18 protein-coding genes and 1 tRNA gene are annotated in these 19,352 nt (G+C 68.6%); 14 read left to right on the top strand and 5 right to left on the bottom strand.

The window, feature by feature from the left end; genetic code table 11:
- Positions 1-20 precede the first annotated feature (20 nt).
- The 4 genes from GX543_RS00905 to GX543_RS00890 all read left to right on the top strand — a co-directional run bounded on the left by GX543_RS00905 (position 21) and on the right by GX543_RS00890 (position 3,474).
- Entirely contained in the window at positions 21-938 is a 918-nt protein-coding gene (locus tag GX543_RS00905; protein ID WP_290849181.1) for an alpha/beta hydrolase, read from the top strand.
- Between the two features lie 13 nt (positions 939-951).
- Positions 952-1,338, top strand: coding sequence for a helix-turn-helix transcriptional regulator (locus GX543_RS00900; RefSeq protein WP_290849179.1), 387 nt, complete (start codon positions 952-954; stop codon positions 1,336-1,338).
- A 166-nt stretch (positions 1,339-1,504) separates the two neighbouring features.
- The gene (locus tag GX543_RS00895) at positions 1,505-2,725 is read left to right on the top strand and encodes an alpha/beta fold hydrolase (protein WP_290849177.1); all 1,221 of its coding nucleotides are present in this window, start codon (positions 1,505-1,507) and stop codon (positions 2,723-2,725) included.
- Positions 2,722-3,474: a 3-hydroxybutyrate dehydrogenase gene (locus GX543_RS00890; RefSeq protein ID WP_290849176.1), complete on the top strand. Its 753-nt coding sequence runs from the start codon at positions 2,722-2,724 to the stop codon at positions 3,472-3,474. Before GX543_RS00895 ends, GX543_RS00890 begins: the two co-directional genes overlap by 4 nt.
- A gap of 25 nt (positions 3,475-3,499) precedes the next feature.
- Here the strand turns inward: GX543_RS00890 and GX543_RS00885 are convergent, their stop codons facing one another.
- Together GX543_RS00885 and GX543_RS00880 are read right to left on the bottom strand one after the other, a co-directional pair.
- The gene (locus tag GX543_RS00885) at positions 3,500-6,130 is read right to left on the bottom strand and encodes a multicopper oxidase domain-containing protein (RefSeq protein ID WP_290849174.1); all 2,631 of its coding nucleotides are present in this window, start codon (positions 6,128-6,130) and stop codon (positions 3,500-3,502) included.
- A gap of 137 nt (positions 6,131-6,267) precedes the next feature.
- A tRNA-Thr gene (locus GX543_RS00880) sits at positions 6,268-6,342 on the bottom strand.
- Between the two features lie 183 nt (positions 6,343-6,525).
- On the opposite strand from GX543_RS00880, the gene GX543_RS00875 reads away from it, so the two are divergent.
- From GX543_RS00875 to otsB, 5 genes are read left to right on the top strand one after another with little or no spacing between them, the layout of a single operon-like run.
- Positions 6,526-7,989: a threonine/serine exporter family protein gene (locus tag GX543_RS00875; protein WP_290849231.1), complete on the top strand. Its 1,464-nt coding sequence runs from the start codon at positions 6,526-6,528 to the stop codon at positions 7,987-7,989.
- On the top strand, positions 7,986-8,780 hold the full coding sequence (locus tag GX543_RS00870; RefSeq protein ID WP_290849173.1) for a MerR family transcriptional regulator: 795 nt from the start codon (positions 7,986-7,988) through the stop codon (positions 8,778-8,780). Before GX543_RS00875 ends, GX543_RS00870 begins: the two co-directional genes overlap by 4 nt.
- Before the next feature lie 23 nt (positions 8,781-8,803).
- The gene (locus GX543_RS00865; RefSeq protein WP_290849172.1) at positions 8,804-8,971 is read left to right on the top strand and encodes a hypothetical protein; all 168 of its coding nucleotides are present in this window, start codon (positions 8,804-8,806) and stop codon (positions 8,969-8,971) included.
- Positions 8,972-8,974: 3 nt separating this feature from the next.
- Positions 8,975-10,405, top strand: coding sequence for a trehalose-6-phosphate synthase (locus GX543_RS00860; RefSeq protein ID WP_290849171.1), 1,431 nt, complete (start codon positions 8,975-8,977; stop codon positions 10,403-10,405).
- A complete protein-coding gene (otsB, locus tag GX543_RS00855; RefSeq protein ID WP_290849170.1) occupies positions 10,402-11,166 on the top strand; it encodes a trehalose-phosphatase in 765 nt (254 codons plus the stop codon). The genes GX543_RS00860 and otsB overlap by 4 nt, the downstream gene beginning before the upstream one ends.
- Before the next feature lie 24 nt (positions 11,167-11,190).
- Here otsB and GX543_RS00850 read toward each other — a convergent pair whose 3' ends face one another.
- On the bottom strand, positions 11,191-12,324 hold the full coding sequence (locus GX543_RS00850; RefSeq protein WP_290849230.1) for an ROK family transcriptional regulator: 1,134 nt from the start codon (positions 12,322-12,324) through the stop codon (positions 11,191-11,193).
- Positions 12,325-12,405: 81 nt separating this feature from the next.
- Between GX543_RS00850 and GX543_RS00845 the strand changes: the two genes are divergently transcribed.
- The gene (locus GX543_RS00845) at positions 12,406-13,164 is read left to right on the top strand and encodes an SDR family oxidoreductase (protein WP_290849169.1); all 759 of its coding nucleotides are present in this window, start codon (positions 12,406-12,408) and stop codon (positions 13,162-13,164) included.
- A 12-nt stretch (positions 13,165-13,176) separates the two neighbouring features.
- Here the strand turns inward: GX543_RS00845 and GX543_RS00840 are convergent, their stop codons facing one another.
- The gene (locus GX543_RS00840; RefSeq protein ID WP_290849168.1) at positions 13,177-13,833 is read right to left on the bottom strand and encodes a TetR/AcrR family transcriptional regulator; all 657 of its coding nucleotides are present in this window, start codon (positions 13,831-13,833) and stop codon (positions 13,177-13,179) included.
- A 161-nt stretch (positions 13,834-13,994) separates the two neighbouring features.
- Here GX543_RS00840 and GX543_RS00835 point away from each other — a divergent pair, with 161 nt between their 5' ends.
- From GX543_RS00835 to GX543_RS00820, 4 genes are read left to right on the top strand one after another with little or no spacing between them, the layout of a single operon-like run.
- A complete protein-coding gene (locus tag GX543_RS00835; RefSeq protein WP_290849167.1) occupies positions 13,995-14,810 on the top strand; it encodes an enoyl-CoA hydratase/isomerase family protein in 816 nt (271 codons plus the stop codon).
- 31 nt (positions 14,811-14,841) lie between these two features.
- Positions 14,842-15,582, top strand: a complete 741-nt coding sequence (locus tag GX543_RS00830) for an SDR family oxidoreductase (RefSeq protein ID WP_290849166.1) — start codon at positions 14,842-14,844, stop codon at positions 15,580-15,582.
- A gap of 28 nt (positions 15,583-15,610) precedes the next feature.
- Positions 15,611-17,278 carry an AMP-binding protein gene (locus GX543_RS00825; protein ID WP_290849164.1) on the top strand — a complete coding sequence of 556 codons (1,668 nt, stop codon included), beginning with the start codon at positions 15,611-15,613 and terminating at the stop codon, positions 17,276-17,278.
- Positions 17,275-18,420 (top strand): acyl-CoA dehydrogenase family protein, encoded by a 1,146-nt coding sequence (locus GX543_RS00820; protein WP_290849162.1) that lies wholly within the window; start codon positions 17,275-17,277, stop codon positions 18,418-18,420. The genes GX543_RS00825 and GX543_RS00820 overlap by 4 nt, the downstream gene beginning before the upstream one ends.
- A 21-nt stretch (positions 18,421-18,441) precedes the next feature.
- Here the strand turns inward: GX543_RS00820 and purU are convergent, their stop codons facing one another.
- Positions 18,442-19,332, bottom strand: coding sequence for a formyltetrahydrofolate deformylase (purU, locus tag GX543_RS00815; protein WP_290849160.1), 891 nt, complete (start codon positions 19,330-19,332; stop codon positions 18,442-18,444).
- Positions 19,333-19,352: the final 20 nt, after the last annotated feature.

Here is a 19,352-nt window from a genome sequence, read left to right as displayed (position 1 = left end):
GACCAGACAGGAGTGTTCGCATGCCTTCACGCACCGGTACCGCAGCGGTCGGCGATCTCGAGATCTGCTTCGACGAGTTCGGCGACCCCGACGATCCCGCCGTCCTGCTCATCATGGGCATCGGCGCGCAGATGGTGTTCTGGCGCACCGAGTTCTGCGAGCAGATCGCGGCGCACGGCTACCGGGTGATCCGATTCGACAATCGCGACAGCGGGCTGTCGTCGAAGCTCGACGGGGTGGCCCCGGGCGGGGGCCCGCTGTTGCTGAATCTGGCCCGCTACTGGGCGGGCATCCCGACCGCAGGCACCGCGTACACCCTCTCCGACATGGCCGACGACGCCGCCGGGGTTCTCGATCACCTCGGCATCGAGCGCGCCCACATCGTCGGCGCATCCATGGGCGGAATGATCGCCCAGGTCTTCTGCGCCGAGCACGCCGACCGTGCGCTGTCGGCCACGGTGATCATGTCGAGCAACAACCGCCGTTTCCTTCCGCCGCCCGGCCCTCGGCAGATGCTCGCACTGTTGAAGCGGCCGCCCAAGAACGCGACGCGCGACGATGTCATCGCCCAGAGCATGCGCCTGTCGCGCATCATCGGCAGCCCCGTCTACCCACCGGAGCCGGCGGTGGCGCGTGCGCACGCCGCCGAGTATTACGACCGCAGCTTCTATCCGGTCGGGTTCGCCCGCCAGTTCGCCGCCATCATGGGAACTGGCAGCTTGGTCGCCGCCGACCGCCGTATTGCAGCGCCGACGCTCGTCCTGCACGGATCCCATGACAAGCTGATGCGCATGTCGGGTGCCGAAGCGATCGCGAAGACGGTGCGTGGTGCGCACCTCACCGTGGTCGACGGTATGGCCCACGACCTCCCGCGTCCGCTGTGGGACCAGATCGTCGGCGAGCTCACCGGACACTTCGCTGACTCCGATCGCGCTTAGGAGCACTCTGTCATTGTCCAGTCCTGACCTGCCCCACCCGATCGGCGACATCGTCCGCTACCAACGTCAGGTAGCCGCCCTGTCGCTGCGGCAGCTCGCGACGATGGTCGGCATCTCGAATCCCTACCTGTCGCAGATCGAGCACGGCCTGCGCGCGCCGAGCCAAGAGGTTCTCCATGCGCTCGCCGACGCGCTCGGACTCGATGCCGAGGAGCTCGCGGCACCGAGCGACCAGGTGTCTGACGTGGTCGCCGCCATTCAGGCCGACCCGGAATTGACGCCGGAGCAGCAGCGATCCTTGACGCACGTGTACCAGAACATGCTGGTCGCATCGCGTGCGCTCCGTACCGGAGGGGCACCCGGAAGCAATGAGTCCCAGGACTCGCCCAACGACGAATGAGTCGAAATACCCTCACGATCGCCGATCGCTAGCTAGCGTTGCTAGCACCAAGGAATCGTCGACTGTGAGGTTGTGCCATGAACGAGAGCAAGATCACCGTGTGCGGAGGCCCCGGTCGGCCCCCTGTCTCGACCGTCAGCGTCTCGACCGTCAGCGAGGTGCGCCGATGACCGCGACGACGACGCCCACCGCGCCCACTCAGGTCCAACGGTGGGCGCAGGCCCCGACCGATCTCGCCACCGCGTGGATCAAGGGATGGACCGGCTACAGCACCGCCGCCCTGACCTCGGGCACCTTCACTCCGATGCACATGCTCTCGGACTGGGCAGCATGGACGCAGGCGGCGACCAAGCGGACCAAGCCCGACTGGGCCACGCCCCACACGGTGGTGCGCACCTGGCCGCAGGTCCGACTGCTCGACTTCTCGACCCCGGACGCCGACGCGACGCAGGTCCCGATCGTCTTCCTGCCACCCCAGGGCGGACATGCGTCGACCATCGTCGACTACTCCGCCGACCAGAGTCAGGTGCGTACCGCACTCGCCGCGGGCGTCGACCGCGTGTACTCCGTCGACTACCTGCCCGCCACCGAGGCCACCGCGAACATCACCGTCGAGGACTACATCTCGATTCTCGACGAGATCGTCGCCGAGGTCGGCGCCGAGGTCGGCGGAGCAGTTCACCTCGTCGGTGACTGTCAGGGCGGTTGGCTCGCCGCGATCTATGCAGCTCTGCGCCCGCACGCGGTCCGCAGCCTGGCACTGGGCGGCGCCCCCATCGACACGCACGCGGGCGACTCCGCGGTCAGCGAGTGGATGTCCGCGCTCACCCGCCACGGCGACATCGACGCCTACCGCGCGCTCGTCGCAGCGGGCGGCGGCAAGCACCTCGGCGCCAACCAGGTCCTCGGCTTCAAGATGCTCGAGCCCACCGAAGAGTTCAATCGCCTGTGCCAGCTATGGGGCAGCATCCGCGACCCCGAGTACGTGGAGCGGTACGACTCGTTCGCCAACTGGTTCGAGCACGGGCAGGACATGCCCGGCGCCTTCTACCTGTGGGTGGTGGAGCATCTGTTCTTCAAGAACCAGTTGATCGCGGGCGAGCTGGTGGTGGAGGGCACCGTCGTCGACCTGTCGGCGATCGAGGCTCCGCTGTACTTGATCGCGGGCGAACGCGACCACATCACGCCGCCGGCGCAGATGTTCGCACTCGCCGGGGCCGTCTCGACGCCGGCGGACGATGTCCGCACCTGGACCCTGGATGCAGGCCATCTCGGCTTGTTCATGGGCCACGCAGCCCTGTCGGGACCGTGGACCGAGATCTTCGAAGACCTCGCCCGACGCAACCGCGAGACCGCGGTCGCCGCGATCGAATCGAGCGAGGCATGAGCGGGCCGCAGGCAGGTCGTCGCGCCCTGGTCACCGGCGCGGCCGCAGGCATCGGCGCCGCCGTCGCCCAGCGTCTGGCCGACGACGGCGCCCACGTCACCGTGGCCGACGTCGACGGCGACCGCGCGGCACAGTTCGCCGCGCAGATCGGCGGCACCCCGTGGGCCGTCGACCTCACCGACACCGCCGCACTGGCCGATCTGACCCTGGACACCGACATCCTGGTGCACAACGCGGGTATCCAGCATGTGAGCCCGATCCAGGACTTCGAGCCGGAGTGGTTCCATCGCATCCTGGCGCTCATGGTGGAGGCGCCGTTCCTCCTGACGCGCGCCGCCCTGCCCGGCATGTACGAGCGCGGCTTCGGGCGCATCGTGCACGTCTCGTCGGTGCACGGTCTCCGCGCCTCGCCCTACAAGTCCGCCTACGTGACCGCCAAGCATGCCTTGGAGGGACTCGCCAAGGTCACCGCCGCCGAAGGCGGTCCGCACGGCGTCACCAGCAACTGCGTGAACCCCGGCTACGTGAAGACCGCGCTGGTGACCAAGCAGATCGCGGAGCAGGCCGTCGCCCACGGCATCTCCGAGGACGAGGTGGTCGAGAAGATCTTCCTCGCGGGCCCGGTGATCAAGCGGTTGATCGAGCCGTCAGAGGTCGCCGACCTGGTGTCATGGCTGTGCAGCGACGGGGCCGGGATGGTCACCGGATCGTCGTACATCATGGACGGCGGATGGACCGCAACCACCTGAGCACAGGGCACGCCGCCCACCGCCGCTATTCGACGATGATCTTGCCCATCGCGCCGCGGTCGCCGTCGAACATGCGGTGGTTGAGGAACGTGTAGGTGCCCGGTTCCAGGAAGGTCATCTCAACAAAACCGCCCTGCGCGGGCAGGAGGCCCAGTGCCTGCGATCCGCCGCGCAGGGCGTTGTCGCGCCGCAGCAGGTAGGCGCCCTCCTTGTAGACGGTGTCGAACTGGCTGCCGATCACGTGGAACGACAGCGGCTCGTTGGGCCCGGCGTCGAGCACCCACATCCGGATGCGGTCGCCGACCTTCGCTCGCAGCGGCCGGTATACGTACTGGTTCGCGTAGCCGTTGAACATCACCAGGTCGGGAATACCGGCCGCCACCTTGTCGGCATCGATCGGCGCCCCATCCGGCCCGAGGTACCACTCGGACTGGGTGAACAGGTATTCGGCGTCGACGGGAGCCAGATCCGGCGGATCGATCACCACGGCTCCGAACATGCCGGCTGCCAGGTGCACCGGCATCGGCATCGTCGCGCAGTGATACAGCCAGATGCCGGTGTGCTCGGCGCGGAAGCGGTAGACGAGGCGCTCGCCGGGGTTGATGTCGCGCATGTTCGTGTCGGGCGAGACCATGCCCGCGTGGAAGTCGACGGAGTGCGCCATGGTGCCGTTGTTCACCAGCGTGATCTCGAAGGTGTCGCCGAGCTTGCCGCGGAGCACCGGCCCCATCGTCTCCCCGTTATACGTCCAGCGAGTGGCGGTGGTGCCGGGTGCGATCTCGCCGGGCGCCTCGGTCACCTCGAAGGTGTACTTGTGCACTTCTCCCGCGGGTGCCGGAGCCAACCGCGGATCGCGAGCCCGGAAGTCGGGGCCCGGATCCTTCATGAAGTCCACCGTGGCCGCGGGCCCGGTCGCGGGACCACCGGCGCCGTGTCCGTCGTGGCCAGTGGAGCCGTCGTCGCCCTCGACCTTGATGTGCAGGACCATCCCCTGCTGCCGGTGGCCGATGATCGAGCACCAGCCTTCGATCGACCGTCCGACGACGCCGACGTCGACGGTCGCGGACTGTCCCGGCGCGAGGCGACCGGTGTTCTGTCCGGTCTCGAGGACGAGGTCGTGCACCATGTCGTCCTTGTTGGTCACGGTGAGGACCAGGCGGTCGCCCTTCGGCACCGTGATGGTCTCCGGGGTGAATCGCATGCCGACCGCGTCGACCTGAACGGTCGTCGTCTGGCCGGTGGGTGCCACACCTCCGGAGGCGTCGTCGGCCGACAGCGTCCCGCCGCCGCCCAGCGCCACCCCCACCGAGATCACCAGCGCGAGTGCGGTCGCGGCGGCGACACCTTGGAGTCCGAGTTGCGGCGCCCGAGACCCGACAGTCGCCGGGGCGGCGGCGGGCGCCTCCGAGACATCGCTCGCAGCCGCCTGCGCTCGCCGCACTGCCATCGCGGCGACCGCACTGCGAATCATGATCGGCAGGAACAGGATGTACGCCAGCATCACCAGCGCCGAGAGGGTCACCTTGACCCAGCTGGTGAGCGGCATCAGCCACAGCAGCAAGCCGGCGTTGATCACGAGCACCCGCCACAGCCACCAGGTGTTCATCACGCGCTTGCCCGCGACCGTCACCTCGCCGCCGCCCATCATGGTCGGCAGCAGGTGACTCATCACACCGAGCAGCAACTGACCGGCGAAGCCCGCCAAGAACCACACCGTGAGCAGCGAGATGCGCGAGGCGTCGAACGGCCCGGTCAGCAGGATCACGGCGTAAGCCGTCAGCGACCCGATGAGCCAGAGCAGCGCCGCGGTGATCGAGGCCGACGCGTAGGAGTCGGGCGGTCGCCGCAGCAGCACCGGCACGAACGGCGCGACGACGATCAGCCACCCGACGAGGTAGACCCCGACGCCGACGGCCGCGACCACCGGTTGGTCCGAGAGCGCGCCCGAGCAGATCACCGCGACTCCGACCACCAGCGCTGCGAGTGCCGGCGGCCGTCGCCGAGTGCTCACCTGCGTCTCCCCCAGCAGGCGCGGGAACATCACCATAAGGACACCTGCGGCGGCCAGACCCAGGAACCCGAGAATGTTGAGCGCCTGGTGCGCCACCAGGAAGCCCGCCTGTTCGGGGTCGGCGAAACCGTAGGCCAACGCGACTCCGAAGCCGGCGCCGAAGGGCAGCAGGCAGGCGGACGCGACGAAGAACCACGCGCTGCCTTCGTTCTCTGCCGGGCCCTCGCCCCGTTCGGCCCGCACTCGCCGCGACTCGCCGATCAACAGGGCGAGCGCCACCGCATGCCACGCCAGCACACTGCCGATCACGATGGCGCCGACCATGGTGACCTGCCACCATGCGCCGAGCATGCCGACGATGATCACGAGCAGACCGACGTTGACGGCATAGATGCGACCGATCTGCCACGGTCGCCGCTCCGGCGGCAGATGATGTCCCAGGAAACGTTCGGCGAGGGTCTGCGACCACAGCAGGATCGAGTTCGCGACCAGCCCGATCGTGAAGATGTGGACCAGCAGCCAGCGCGAGTTCGGGATGGCCCAGTGCGCCAATCCCACCAGGATCAACACCATCATCCAGACCCGCACGGGCATGCCCGCGCGACGGTGCCAACTGGTCGGCCGCCGATCCCGCGTTCTGTTCACGCCCCAATATTAAGGAGAGAACTCCTCGAAAAGGTCGCCGGGCGACGCGGATCACCGCATATCCGCCCCGGATTCTCGGTACGCCGTGGATCGACCGGGGAGAATACACCGGCCGGGCCCAGACGGGACCGGCCGGTTGGAGCCCCCTGTCAGGATTGAACTGACGACCGCTCGCTTACAAGGCGAGTGCTCTACCACTGAGCTAAGGAGGCCTGCCGCGGAAGTATATAGGGTCACATCCACAACCCGTAACGCCCGGTGGCGGGCCGACGAAATCCCCCGGGAACCGGCACAGAAGCGCCTGTCGGCCGGTGCCGACAGATGCCAGTATCGATAGCGGAGACCCGTTCCTCGGGCCCGACCGCGCGACGAACCTGTGAGGAGACAGGGTGCGACTGAAGACCGCGTTCCGGCAGGGACTCGACAAGCTCGTCGGTGAGGCCACGGCGACGATCGACACGATCGAGCCGGGCAGCATCGTCACCGCACCGCGCAAACCGATCCCGCTCGACGACGAGGCGGCCATCACCGAGGTCCTCGACCTCGCGGCCCGCATCGGCGCAGTCCTTCTCGACTCCGGCACCGGCGCCATCGACACCCGCAGTCAGATCGAGTTCGTCGCGGGCATCTATGGTCTCGACGACATCGAGATCGACGTCACCTACAACACCATCCTGGTGAGCGCGCGCCGCGGCCCGACACTGCCGCCCGTCACCACCGTCCGAACCGTGCATTACCGCTCGCTCGACTTCACCCGCCTCGCACACGCCGACCGCCTGGTTCGCCGCATCCGCCAGTTGGCGATCACCCCGGGCACGGCGCACCGCATCGTCGACGGCATCACCAGCAGCCCGCACCCCTATCCGTACTGGATGGCGAACCTGGCGTGGGGCGCCATGGCGCTGGGCATCGCCATCCTGCTCGGGGGCACGACGATCGTCGGAACGACGGCGTTCCTCACGACCATCGTGATCGTTGCGCTCAACCGTCGGCTCGCCCGCATCGGCACCCCGATCTTCTTCCAGCAGATGGTCGGCGGCTTCATCGCGGTGCTGCCTGCGGCCGGGCTGTATCACTGGCGCGAGGCGCTCCATCTCACCTTCGCGCCGTCGCAGATCATCGCGGCGGGCATCGTCGTGCTGCTGTCGGGCCTGTCGCTGGTGGGATCGGTGCAGGACGCGATCACCGGGGCGCCGATCACCGGTACCGCCCGGTTCTCCGAGGTGGTGCTGATGACCGGCGGCATTCTCGCCGGCGTCGGCCTGGCGATTCGGCTGATCGAGACCGTCGACATCAACCTGCCGGGCCTCACCACCTCGTCGCCGTTCGGCCCGTCGGACCCGGTCTCGAGCCTGCTGGGTGGCGCCATCGCGGCCGGCGCGTTCGCTGCGGCCAGCTACGCCGAGCGACGCGCGATTCCGGTGGCTCTCGGAGCGGGCATGCTGGCGTCCGGCGTGGTCAGCGGGCTGTCGTTCACGGCCGTCGGACCCATCGTGGCGAGCGCGATCGCCGCCGTGGTGGTCGGGCTCATCGGTGGTCTGGCCGCACGTCGCGCACTGGTCCCCCCGCTGGTGGTCGCAGTCGCGGGCATCACGCCACTGCTGCCCGGCCTCGCGATGTATCGCGGCCTCTTCGGAGTGATGAGCGAGCAGACCCTTCCCGGACTCCGCGAACTCGCCACCGCGCTCACCATCGGCTGTTCCATCGCAGCCGGAGTGACCCTCGGCGAGTTCATCGCCCGCACCATCAAACGACCGCATCTGCCGCCCGGCCTGATCCGCCCGCGGATCCCGGGCCGAGAGAACCGCCTCGAGGGCTTGACCCTCACGCGACGTAAGCCACCACGATCGAAGACATGACGGTGACGAGCAACGCGACGGGCAACCAGACGGACCCCACCTGGACGGTGGGCAGGCTGGCCGATCTGACCGGGGTCACGGTGCGCACCCTGCACCACTACGACCAGATCGGACTGCTGTCGCCGACCGAGCGCACGCCGGCGGGCTATCGCCTCTACACCGAGGCCGACCTCGCTCGCCTGCAGCGCATCGTCGTCTACCGGCGGCTCGAGATGCCGCTGGACGAGATCGCGACCCTGCTCACCGGAGACGACGACCCGGTCACCCATCTCCGCAGGCAACGCGACGCCGTCATTTCCCGGCTGCGCGAGTTGACCGAACTCGTCACGGCCATCGATCGAGCAATGGAGAGAGAAATGGCTCAGCAACCGGCGACCCCAGACGACATGCGGGAGATCTTCGGCGACGGCTTCCAGGACGAGTACCAGGCCGAGGCTCAGGAGCGCTGGGGCGACACCGACGCCTGGCGGCAGTCGGCGAAGCGGACGGCGAAGTTCAGCAAAGCCGACTGGCAGCAGATCAAGGACGAGACCGACGAGATCAACGCCGCGTTCGTCGCCGCGCTGCGCTCCGGCGAACCCGCCACCGGCACGGCCGCGATGGATGCCGCCGAGCAGGCTCGGCGGCAGATCAACGACCGTTTCTACGACTGCAGCCACGAGTTCCACCGGTGCCTCGGCGACATGTATGTGAGCGATCCGCGGTTCACCGCGACCTACGAGGAACTGGCGCCGGGACTGGCTCAGTTCGTCCGCGATGCGATCGCCGCCAACGCCGACAGGCACACCTGATTCGCTCGGGTAGAATCCCCGGCATGGCAGCAAACCCCACCCCCGACATCGCCGACGACGACGAGCTGGAGCCGGTAGCCGACGAGACCGCACACATGGCCCGACGAGTCGTGGCCGCCTACGCAACCGACGCGGACGAGTGCCGCATGCTGTTCGCGATGCTCGGCATCGCGCCCGGCGAGGCCGCCTAGGGCATGACTGCGCCCGACGGGCACCCTGCGGCGGGTGCGAACTTCGTTGTCGTCGCAAATCGACTTCCCGTCGACAAGCGTGTCGAACCCGACGGGACCACCGTCTGGAAGCGGGCGCCCGGCGGTCTGGTGACAGCCCTGACGCCCACCTTCGCCTCCCGCACGGGAGCGTGGGTGGGCTGGTCCGGCATCCCCGATTCCGCTGAGAATCCCCCGGTGGACGGCATCGACATCCACGCGGTTCCACTGAGCCACGACGAGATCGCCGACTACTACGAGGGCTTCTCGAACGCCACCCTGTGGCCGCTGTACCACGACGTGCTGGTGAAGCCCGAGTACCGCCACGACTGGTGGGACACCTACGTGACGGTGAACCGCCGGTTCGCCGAGGAGACCTCGCGGGCCGCCGCCCCCGGTGCCACCGTCTGGGTGCACGACTACCAGCTGCAGCTGGTCCCGGCGATGCTCCGGGACCTTCGCCCCGACCTCCGCATCGGCTTCTTCCTCCACATTCCGTTCCCCCCGCGCGAGCTGTTCAGCCAGCTGCCGTGGCGACGCGAGATCCTCGAAGGCCTGCTCGGCGCCGACCTGATCGGTTTCCACCTGCCGGGCGGTGCCGAGAACTTCCTGTCGCTGGCCCGTCGCATCCTGGGCGTCGAGGTCTCCACCGACCCCGTCGGGGTTCGCGACCGGTTCGGCACCGTCGCCTACGACGGCCGCACCGTCCAGGTGGGCTCGTTCCCGATCTCGATCGACTCGGCGAACGTCGCCGCCAACGCCGCGCGCATGGCCGACCGTGCCGCCGAGATCCGCGCCGAACTCGGCGACCCGGAGGTGCTGCTGCTCGGCGTCGACCGTCTCGACTACACCAAAGGCATCGACGTCCGGCTCGCCGGCCTGGAACGGTTGTTCGCCGCGGGCCGACTCGATCCGGCCACCACCGTGCTGGTGCAGCTGGCCAGCCCGAGCCGCGAGCGGGTCGACAGCTACATCGAGATGCGCAATCGGATCGAGCAGACCGTCGGCCACATCAACGGCACCTACGGAACCGCGGCCCGGCCGCCCATCCGCTATCTGCTGCAACCGGTGCCGCGCGACGAGCTCCTCGCCTACTTCCGCGCCGCCGACGTCTGCCTGGTGACCCCGATGCGCGACGGCATGAACCTGGTGGCCAAGGAGTACCTCGCCTCCCGGGACGATCTCGGTGGCGCCCTGGTGCTCAGCGAGTTCACCGGCGCCGCCGCCGAGCTCACCGAGGCCTATCAGCTGAACCCGTACGACGATCGCAGCGTCGACGACGCCATCGCCGCGGCCGCGACCGATCCCGTCGAGGAGCGGCGTGAGCGGATGACGGCGTTGCACGAACAGGTGATGACCAACGACGTCGACCAGTGGGCGCACGCCTTCCTCGACGCGTTGGCCGCGGATCGATGAGCCGACCGGTGCTCGACGAGGCCTTGACGACCGCGCTCGCGAAGCTCGCCGCCCGACCGCGGATCCTGGTGGCCTCCGACTACGACGGATGCGTGTCACCGATCGTGTCGCGGCCGGAGGACGCGGTCCCGAATCCGCGGTCGATGGCCGCGCTCGAAGCGTGCGCGAGGACGGCGGACACCGTCGCCGCCCTCGTGTCCGGCCGCGCGCGGTCCGACCTGCAGTCGTTGTCCGGCGCGAGTGACCGGTTGACCCTGGTCGGCAGCCACGGCTCGGAGTTCGCCGAGGGATTTGACACCGCGGTCGGCGACGCCGAGCGCGAGTTGCTGGCCCGCATCATCGCCGAGTTCGAGACGATCAGCGCGCGCTTCCCCGGCACCTCGGTGGAAATGAAGCCGATCAGCACCACCCTGCACGTCCGCAACGCCTCCGACGACGACGCCGCCGCGGCCCTGCGGCTCGCCGAGTCCGGTCCGGCGTCGTGGGACGGCGTGTACGTGACGCACGGCAAGGCCGTCGTCGAGCTCGCGGTGATCGAGACCAGCAAGGGGCACGCCCTCGACCGCCTACGCGACGCCCTCGCGGTGGATGCGATCGTGTACCTCGGCGACGACGTCACCGACGAGAAGGCCTTCGCCCATCTGCGTGACGGTGACGTCGGCGTGAAGGTCGGAGCGGGTGACACCGCCGCGCAGTACCGGGTGGCCGATCCCGACGGGGTCGCCGCGGTGCTGGAGACACTCGTCTCCCTGCGGGGCTGACCGGTCTCCCTGCGGGGCTAACCGCTACTCCCCCACGACCCCCAGCGGATCGGCGTACAGCGCCGACAGCGCGACCGCGATCGCCGCGGATTCCGTCACCTGCACACCGAAGCACGTCGGCACGATCTCCAGCGGTCCCGGCAGCAGGGTCGCCGCGTCGAACGCCGCCTGCACCGGAGCCAGTCCGTGCGGATGCGCCGAGAAAGCGTCGCCCGCCACGACGATCTCGTCCGGATTCAGGACGTCGCGCATGGTCGCGACCGCCTCACCGAGAACGCGAGCGCGGTCGTCGGCGACGACGCCCGCCGAATCGGCCACTCCGAGTCGGGCGGCCGCGGCCTTGGTGGCCGCCGTGCCGATGACGCCCTGGAGCGCCGCGACCGGCTCGGTGTCGAGCACCCCGGGGCGCACCGGCAGCCCGGCAATGGTCCCGGCGCCGCGGGCCGGCTGATGAACGTCGCCGTCGATGATCAGTGCCATGCCGACCGTCTCGCGCGCATAGAAGACCAGACTCGACCCGGTGCGCGTCACGGTGGACGCCAGGAGCAGTTCGGCCGCCGCCATCGCCTGCACGTGTTCGGCCACCGAGACCGGCACACCGAGCACGGCGTGCAGTCGCTGCCCGAGCGGCTGTCGTGCCCAACCGAGAATCGGGTGGTCCACCACGCCCGTGTCTTCGTCCACCACTCCGCCCAGCGCCGCACCGCCCCACAGGACCCGACGGCCGGAGAAACGACCGGCGAGTTCACTCAGCAGATCGCAGAGTCGACCGATCGCCGTCTCGGCGTCGGTCCCGGTGAGTTCCTGGGTGCGAATGGCGTGGCTGTACAGGGTCCGACCGCCGACATCGGCGATCACCAGGGCTGTTCGCCGTGCACCGATGTGAATGCCCGCCACGCAGTACCGTTCGCCGTCGAGCGTCAACGGCCGCTTGGGCCTGCCGACTCCGGAACTGCTGAGCAGATCGGGTCGCTCCACCACCAGGCCGACGTCGAGCAGGGCGTTGACCTGACGATTCACCGTCGCCGCGGAGAGTCCGGTGTCGGCGACGAGTTGGTCTCGGGTGGCGGGGGCGCCCACCCGGACGGCGTTCAGGACCGCTGCGGCCGGGCCGGTCCCGAAGTGGAGGGGCGCGGCCACAACGCCGCTGATCGTCATGGCCCCGAACTTAGCAGTCATTCATGACCGCGATCACCGTGACCGCCGAGCGCGCGCGGCCGCATCTCTTAGACTCGAGGCATGACCAACCCGGGAAACGCAGTCGGCAACAACAAGATCGCAGTGGTGACGGGCGCGAGTTCGGGAATCGGCGCGGCCACCGCCCGGGCCCTCGCGCGCGACGGTTACTCGGTGGTCCTCGGCGCTCGTCGCACCGATCGGGTGGAGACCCTCGCCGAGGAGATCGGCGGCCGGGCGATGTATCTCGACGTCACCGACGCCGCCTCGGTAGAACGCTTCGTCGCAACGCTCGACACCGTGCACGTGCTGGTCAACAACGCCGGCGGCGCCAAGGGACTCGCGCCGGTCTCCGAGGCCAACCTCGAGGACTGGCGATGGATGTGGGAGACCAACGTGGTCGGCACCCTCCGGATCACCAAAGCGCTGCTGCCCAAACTCGAGGCATCGGGCGACGGCCTGATCGTCACGATCACCTCCACGGCGGCGCTCGAGGTCTACGACAACGGCGCGGGCTACACCTCCGCCAAGCACGCCCAGGGGGTGCTGCACCGCACGCTGCGACTGGAACTGATCGGCAAGCCGATCCGCCTCACCGAGATCTGCCCCGGCATGGTCGAGACCGAGTTCTCGCTGGTCCGCTTCAACGGCGACGAGGCCAAAGCCGACGCCGTCTACAAGGGTCTGCAGCCGATGATCGCCGACGACATCGCCGAGCTGGTCGCGTTCACCGCGTCCCGGCCGCCGCACGTGAACCTCGACCAGATCGTCGTACGTCCCCGCGACCAGGCGACGTCACGCCGGAACATCAAGACCGGCTAGCGCGAGCTGCCGTCAGCCGACCAACAGGTCCGCGTACTCGGCGACGAACTCGGGTGCCACGAGCCCGCGCAGCGACAGCGCGAGTTGCGCCCGGATGTACCCGTCGATGTCGAGCGTCCGCTCGAAGTACCAGTGCTTGAGCGCCCACGCGTGTGCCAGCAGCAGCAGGTTGTAGGCCACCAGATCCGAGTGCTGCGCCACCAGCCGTCCCTCGGCTATGCCGTCGGCCAGGGCGCGACGCAGCGGATCGACCGTCGCCACCTCCAGTTCCTTGATCCGTTGTCGGGCCTCGTGACCGAGCGCATTGCTCTCCCGGTAGGTCAGCAGCGCCGCGTGGCGACGTGAATCGATGACCCGGCAATACGCGCCGAACGCAGCCCCCACGCGGCGGACGGGATCGTCTCCGGCGTCGGCGATGGCCGCGGGCACCTCCACCTCGAACTGGGTCAGCACGTCTGTGATCACGGCCAGCAGGACGTCGTCCTTGCTACCGAAATAGCGGTAGATCAGCCCGACACTCACCCCGGCTTCGGCCGCGAGCGCCTGCATCGAGACGGCCTCCGATCCGGTCTTCTCCATGAGCCGGGCCGCGGCGTCGAGCAGCTGCCGAGACCGCTGTGACGCACGCGCCTCTCGCGCCGCGACGTCGGGATCGAGAATCTCGGACATCGTTGTCTCCCTCCAACCGAGTAGCCCTAACGGTAGATGAACGAATATTCATCTTTCTGGTCGGACCCCTTGACGGCCCGCACTAATGAATCTATGTTCATCATTAATGAACCAATGTTCATTCTCACTCGACACGGCACCCGAACGCAAGGACGGTCATCATGAACTTCTCCGACTACCAGCATCTTCTGTTCGAACGTCGCGCCAACGGCGTCCTGCTGATCACCCTCAACCGACCCGAGGTCTTCAACGCCACCAACGAGACGATGCACGCCGAACTCGCACGGGTGTGGGGCGAGGTCTCGGCAGACCCGGAGACTCGCGTGGCCGTCGTCACCGGGGCGGGCAAGGCCTTCTCCGCGGGCGGCGACCTCTCCATGGTCGAAGCCATGGCAGGCGACCACGAACGCGTGGCCGACATGCTCGATGAGATGAGCCGCCTGGTGTACGGCCTCGTCGACTGCAACAAGCCGGTGATCTCCGCGATCAACGGCGTCGCCGTCGGCGCGGGCACCGTGGTCGCCCTGCTGGCCGACATCTCCGTCTGCGCGGAGGACGCCAAGCTCGGCGACGGGCACGTGAAGCTGGGTGTCGCCGCGGGCGACCACGCCGCGATCCTGTGGCCGCTGCTCGCCGGAATGGCCAAGGCCAAGTACTACCTGATGACCGGCGAGATGATCACCGGAGCCGAGGCCGAGCGGATCGGCCTGGTCACCAAGGCCCTCCCCCGCGACCAGGTGCTTGACGAAGCCCTCCGGATCGCCGAGGTGATGGCGACCGGTTCGCAGAACGCCATCCGCTGGACCAAGAAGTCGCTGAACAACTGGATGCGCAACGCCGGTCCCATCTTCGATCAGTCGGCCGCCTACGAGATGCTCTGCTTCATGGCGCCCGACGTCGTCGAGGGCTACACCGCGCTCCGCGAGAAGCGCGCGCCCGCCTTCCCATCGGCCGCACCGACCGCCCCCACCGCCTGATCCGACCAGCGCACGAGAAGGAACCGCCACCATGAGCACCACATCCATCGCCGTCGTCACCGGAGCCGGTTCGGGCATCGGCCGTGCCATCGCCCTGGCCCTCGCCGAGCGCGGTGACACCGTCGTCGCCGCCGACCTCGACCTCGACGCCGCCATCGCGACCGTCGAGCAGGGACCGGCCGGACGCATTCACGCCATGGAAGTCGACATCGCCGACCGCAGTCGGGTGGACGCGCTCCGCGACCGGGTGACCGCCGAACTCGGCGTCGCCGACATCCTGGTGAACGCCGCAGGCTGGGACCGCACCGACCAATTCCTGAATGCCACCCCCGAGTTCGCCGAGAAGGTCGTCGCCATCAACTATCTGGGTCCGGTGCACATGTGCAGCGCGTTCCTGCCGGGGATGGTCGACGCCGGGAACGGCGGCAAGGTCGTCAACGTCGCCAGCGACGCGGGCCGCGTCGGCAGCGCGGGCGAGACCATCTACGCCGGAGCGAAGGGCGGCGTCATCGCGCTCACCAAGTCGCTGGCTCGCGAGATGGCGCGACACGGTATCAACATCAACTGCGTCTGCCCCGGCCCCACCGACACGCCGCTGTTCGCGTCGCAGGCCGAGAAGCTGCAGGAGGCCTTGATCCGGGCCATCCCGTTCCGCCGTCTCGCGCGGCCGGAGGAGATCGCCGCGCCGGTCGTCTTCTTCGCGTCCGACGCCGCGTCGTTCATCACTGGCCAGGTGATCAGCGCCAGCGGCGGCCTCACCATGGCCGGCTGACCGCGCCTCGTTCAAGGAGCCCCCGATCATGTCTTACACATACGACGCCCGCGCCTACCGCGAGTACTTCGAGAACGACTTCACCTACCTGAACGGCTTCCGTCGGAACGTCCATCGCTTCGCCGACCGCCCGGCGATTCAGCTCGCCGAGACCGGCGAGAACATCACCTACGCCGACCTCGGCGGCCGAGTCGACGCCCTCGCTGCGGGTTTGATCGCGGCGGGCGTGCAGCCCGGCGACGTGGTGGCCTATCAACTGCACAACGGTCCCGAGTTCGCCGAGCTCTACCTCGCGACGCAGGCCGCGGGCGCGGTCGGAGCCCCGATGAACTTCCGGCTCGCCGCAGGCGAGACCGCTTACATCCTGAGCACCACGCGCCCGAAGGTCTTCGTCTACGACACCTCGCTCGGCGAGGTCGTCGCGACCGCCCTGGAGCACGCGACCCACGTGCCGGAGGTGCTCGTCGCGGTCGGGGACGGCGAACCGCTCGCGGGACGCGACGGCAGCACCGTCCTCCGCTACCGCGACCTTCCGGAGCCGGGCGGCACGCCCCCGCCGCCGCAGCGCACGGTGTGGGACGAGACCACGCGGTTGTTCACCTCGGGCACCACCGGCATGCCGAAGGCCGTGCCGATGAACAGCATGATCGAGGTCTTCAGCGCGCACGACGTGATCATGCAGTTCCCGCTCTCGCCCGAGGACAAGACACTGAACATGACGCCGTGGTTCCATCGCGGCGGACTGTACTGCGCGGGCCCCAACCCCACCTTCTACCTGGGCAGTTCACTGGTCCCGATGCACACTTTCGATGCCAACGCGACGCTCGACCTGGTGGAGCGGCTGGGGCTCACCTTCCTGATCGGCGCACCGACCAACCTGGCGATGCTGGCCCGCGCGCAGGTGGCCCGCCCGCGCGATCTCTCGACGCTCAACGGTCTCGTGACCATGGGCGCACCGCTCGAGCGCGAGGCCGCGCTGCACTACCAGGAAGTGCTGAATCCGCGAATCTTCAACGGCTACGGCAGCACCGAGGGATTCTGGAACACCTTCCTGCGGCCCACCGACCTGCCCGCCATGGCCGGGACCGCAGGCCGCTCGTGCATCGACGACGACGTCGCCGTCGTCGCCGTCCGCGACGGCGGGCTGGCTGATCCCAGCGACGTCGTCGCCCGCGACAACACCGCGGTCGGCGAGGTGATCGTCCGCTCCCCGAAGGGCGCCGCGCAGTACTACGACAATCCCGAGCAGGACGCCGCCAAGTTCCGCGACGGCTGGCTGTACATCGGCGATCTGGCCACCTGGGACGAGAACGAGTTCGTGACAATCGTCGGCCGCAAGGACGACATGCTGCTCTCCGGCGGCGAGAACGTCCACCCGGTGCAGGTCGAGGAAGCGCTGAACGCCCATCCCGGCGTCGCCGACTCGCTGGTGGTCGGCGTGCCCGACGACGAATGGGGGCAGCGGGTGGTCGCGTATGTGGTGCGCGTCGACGGCGACACCACCAGCGCGGAGCAACTCGACGCCCACTGCCACCACCATCCGATGCTGTCGTCGTTCAAGCGGCCGCGCGCCTACCGGTTCGTCGATCAGCTCCCGGTCTCGGCGACCGGGAAGAAGCTGCACTACAAGGCCACCGAACAGGCTCGCGACGACCTCGCTTCCGGCCGCTTCGAGCACATGGGAGGACGATCATGAGCGCACTGCAACTCGACGACGAGCACCGGCAGTTCCGGGATCTGGCCCGCAGTTTCGTGGCCGAGAAGATCGTCGGTCAGCACGAGGGCTGGGAGCAGTCGGGCCGACTGCCCGCGTCGATGTTCACCGACGCGGGCGGACACGGACTCCTGGGGTTCCCGGTTCCGGAGGAGTTCGGCGGACCGGGGGTCGACGATTTCCGCTACCACGCGATCATCGTCGAAGAGGTGGCCCGCGTCGGTGCGGCCGCCGCCGCGATCGCGTTCTCACTGCAGAACGACGTGGTGCTTCCGTACCTGACCGACCTCGCCGACGCCGAACAGCAGGCCCGCTGGCTGCCCGGAACGGTGACGGGCGAAACCGTGCTCGGCATCGCGATGACCGAACCCGGCACCGGCAGCGATCTGGCGGGCATCGCGACCACCGCGGTCCGCGACGGCGACGACTACGTGGTCAACGGCGCCAAGACGTTCATCTCCAACGGCGAGAACGGCACCCTGTTCGTGGTGGCCGTGCGCACCGGCCCCGAGCGGCACGGCGGACTGTCGTTGCTGGTGGTCGACGCCGAGACCCCCGGCTTCGAGCGCGGCCGCAATCTCGACAAGATCGGTCTGCACGCGCAGGACACCAGCGAGCTCGCCTTCACCGACATGCGCGTGCCCGTCGCCAACCGGCTCGGCGCCGAGGGCGACGGCTTCTATCAGCTGGTGCGGAATCTTCCGCAGGAGCGCCTGTCGCTGGCGGTCGGCGCCGTCGCCGCCGCCGAAGGGGTCTTCGCGGCCACCCGCGAGTACGTGGAGCAGCGTCGTGCGTTCGGCTCGCCGATCGGCGGCTTCCAGAACACCCAGTTCGTGATGGCCGAGCTGGCCACGGAGCTCGACCTGGCGCGCACCTTCCTGGACGACTGCCTCGCCCAGCACGTGGCGGGCGAGCTCACCGCAGCCCGTGCCGCCAAGCTCAAGTGGTGGACCACCGAACTCCAGGTCCGCGTCGCCGACCGATGCCTGCAACTGCACGGCGGGTACGGCTACATGCGCGAGTACCCGGTGTCGCGGGCGTTCGTCGACGCGCGCATCCAGACGATCTACGGCGGCACCACGGAGATCATGAAGACCATCATCGCGAAGGACCTGGGCTTGTAGGGCTACGCGGACACGCGTCCGCTACTGGAAGACCACCGTCTTGCGGTCGTGGACGAGGACCCGGTGCTCCAGGTGCCAGCGGACGCCGCGGGCCAGCACCAGCGTCTCGATGTCACGGCCCTGGCGGACCATGTCGGCGGCGGAGTAACCGTGGTCGATGCGGCTGACGTCCTGCTCGATGATCGGACCCGCGTCGAGGTCGGCGGTCACGTAGTGGCACGTGGCGCCGATCAGCTTGACGCCGCGATCGAAGGCCTGGTGATACGGGCGGGCGCCGATGAAGCTCGGCAGGAAGCTGTGGTGAATGTTGATGGCCCGCCCGGCCCACGCCTCGCACAGCTCGGGCGGCAGGATCTGCATGAAACGCGCCAGCACGATCGCATTCGGGTCGTAGCCCTCCACGATCCGCTGCACCTCGGCGAAGGCCTCGGCCTTGCCCTCCTTCGGAAACGGCACGTGGTGGAACGGGATGCCGAAACGGGTGGTCAGTTGCTCCAGATCCCGGTGATTGCCGACCACGGCGCTCACCTGCGCCGGGAAGTCGCCACGCTCGGCACGCGAGAGGATGTCGGTGAGGCAGTGACTGTCCTTGCTCACCAGCAGCACCACCGACTTCTCCGCACCGGAGTCGGTGACGTTCCATTCCGCTTCCGGACCGAACATCGCGGCCACCTCGGCGAACCGCCGACGGAATTCCTCGACCGGCATGCCGACCGAGTCCGCGCGCACCGCCTGGCGGGTGAAGAACCAGCCCGTCGACGGATCCGAGTGATATGCGGCCTCGGTGATCCAGCCGCCGACTCCGGTCAAGAACCCGGAGAGTCCGGCGACGATGCCGGTGCGGTCGGGGCAGCCGAGAGTCAGAACGAAACGACGTTCGTCGTCGTCTGAGGAGATCTGGGAGTTGCTCACCCGTCTAAGTGTGCCAAGCT

The organism is Gordonia sp. (in: high G+C Gram-positive bacteria), assembly GCF_012515855.1.
GTDB lineage: Bacteria > Actinomycetota > Actinomycetes > Mycobacteriales > Mycobacteriaceae > Gordonia.
This window is presented reverse-complemented; position numbering and strand designations above follow the sequence as displayed.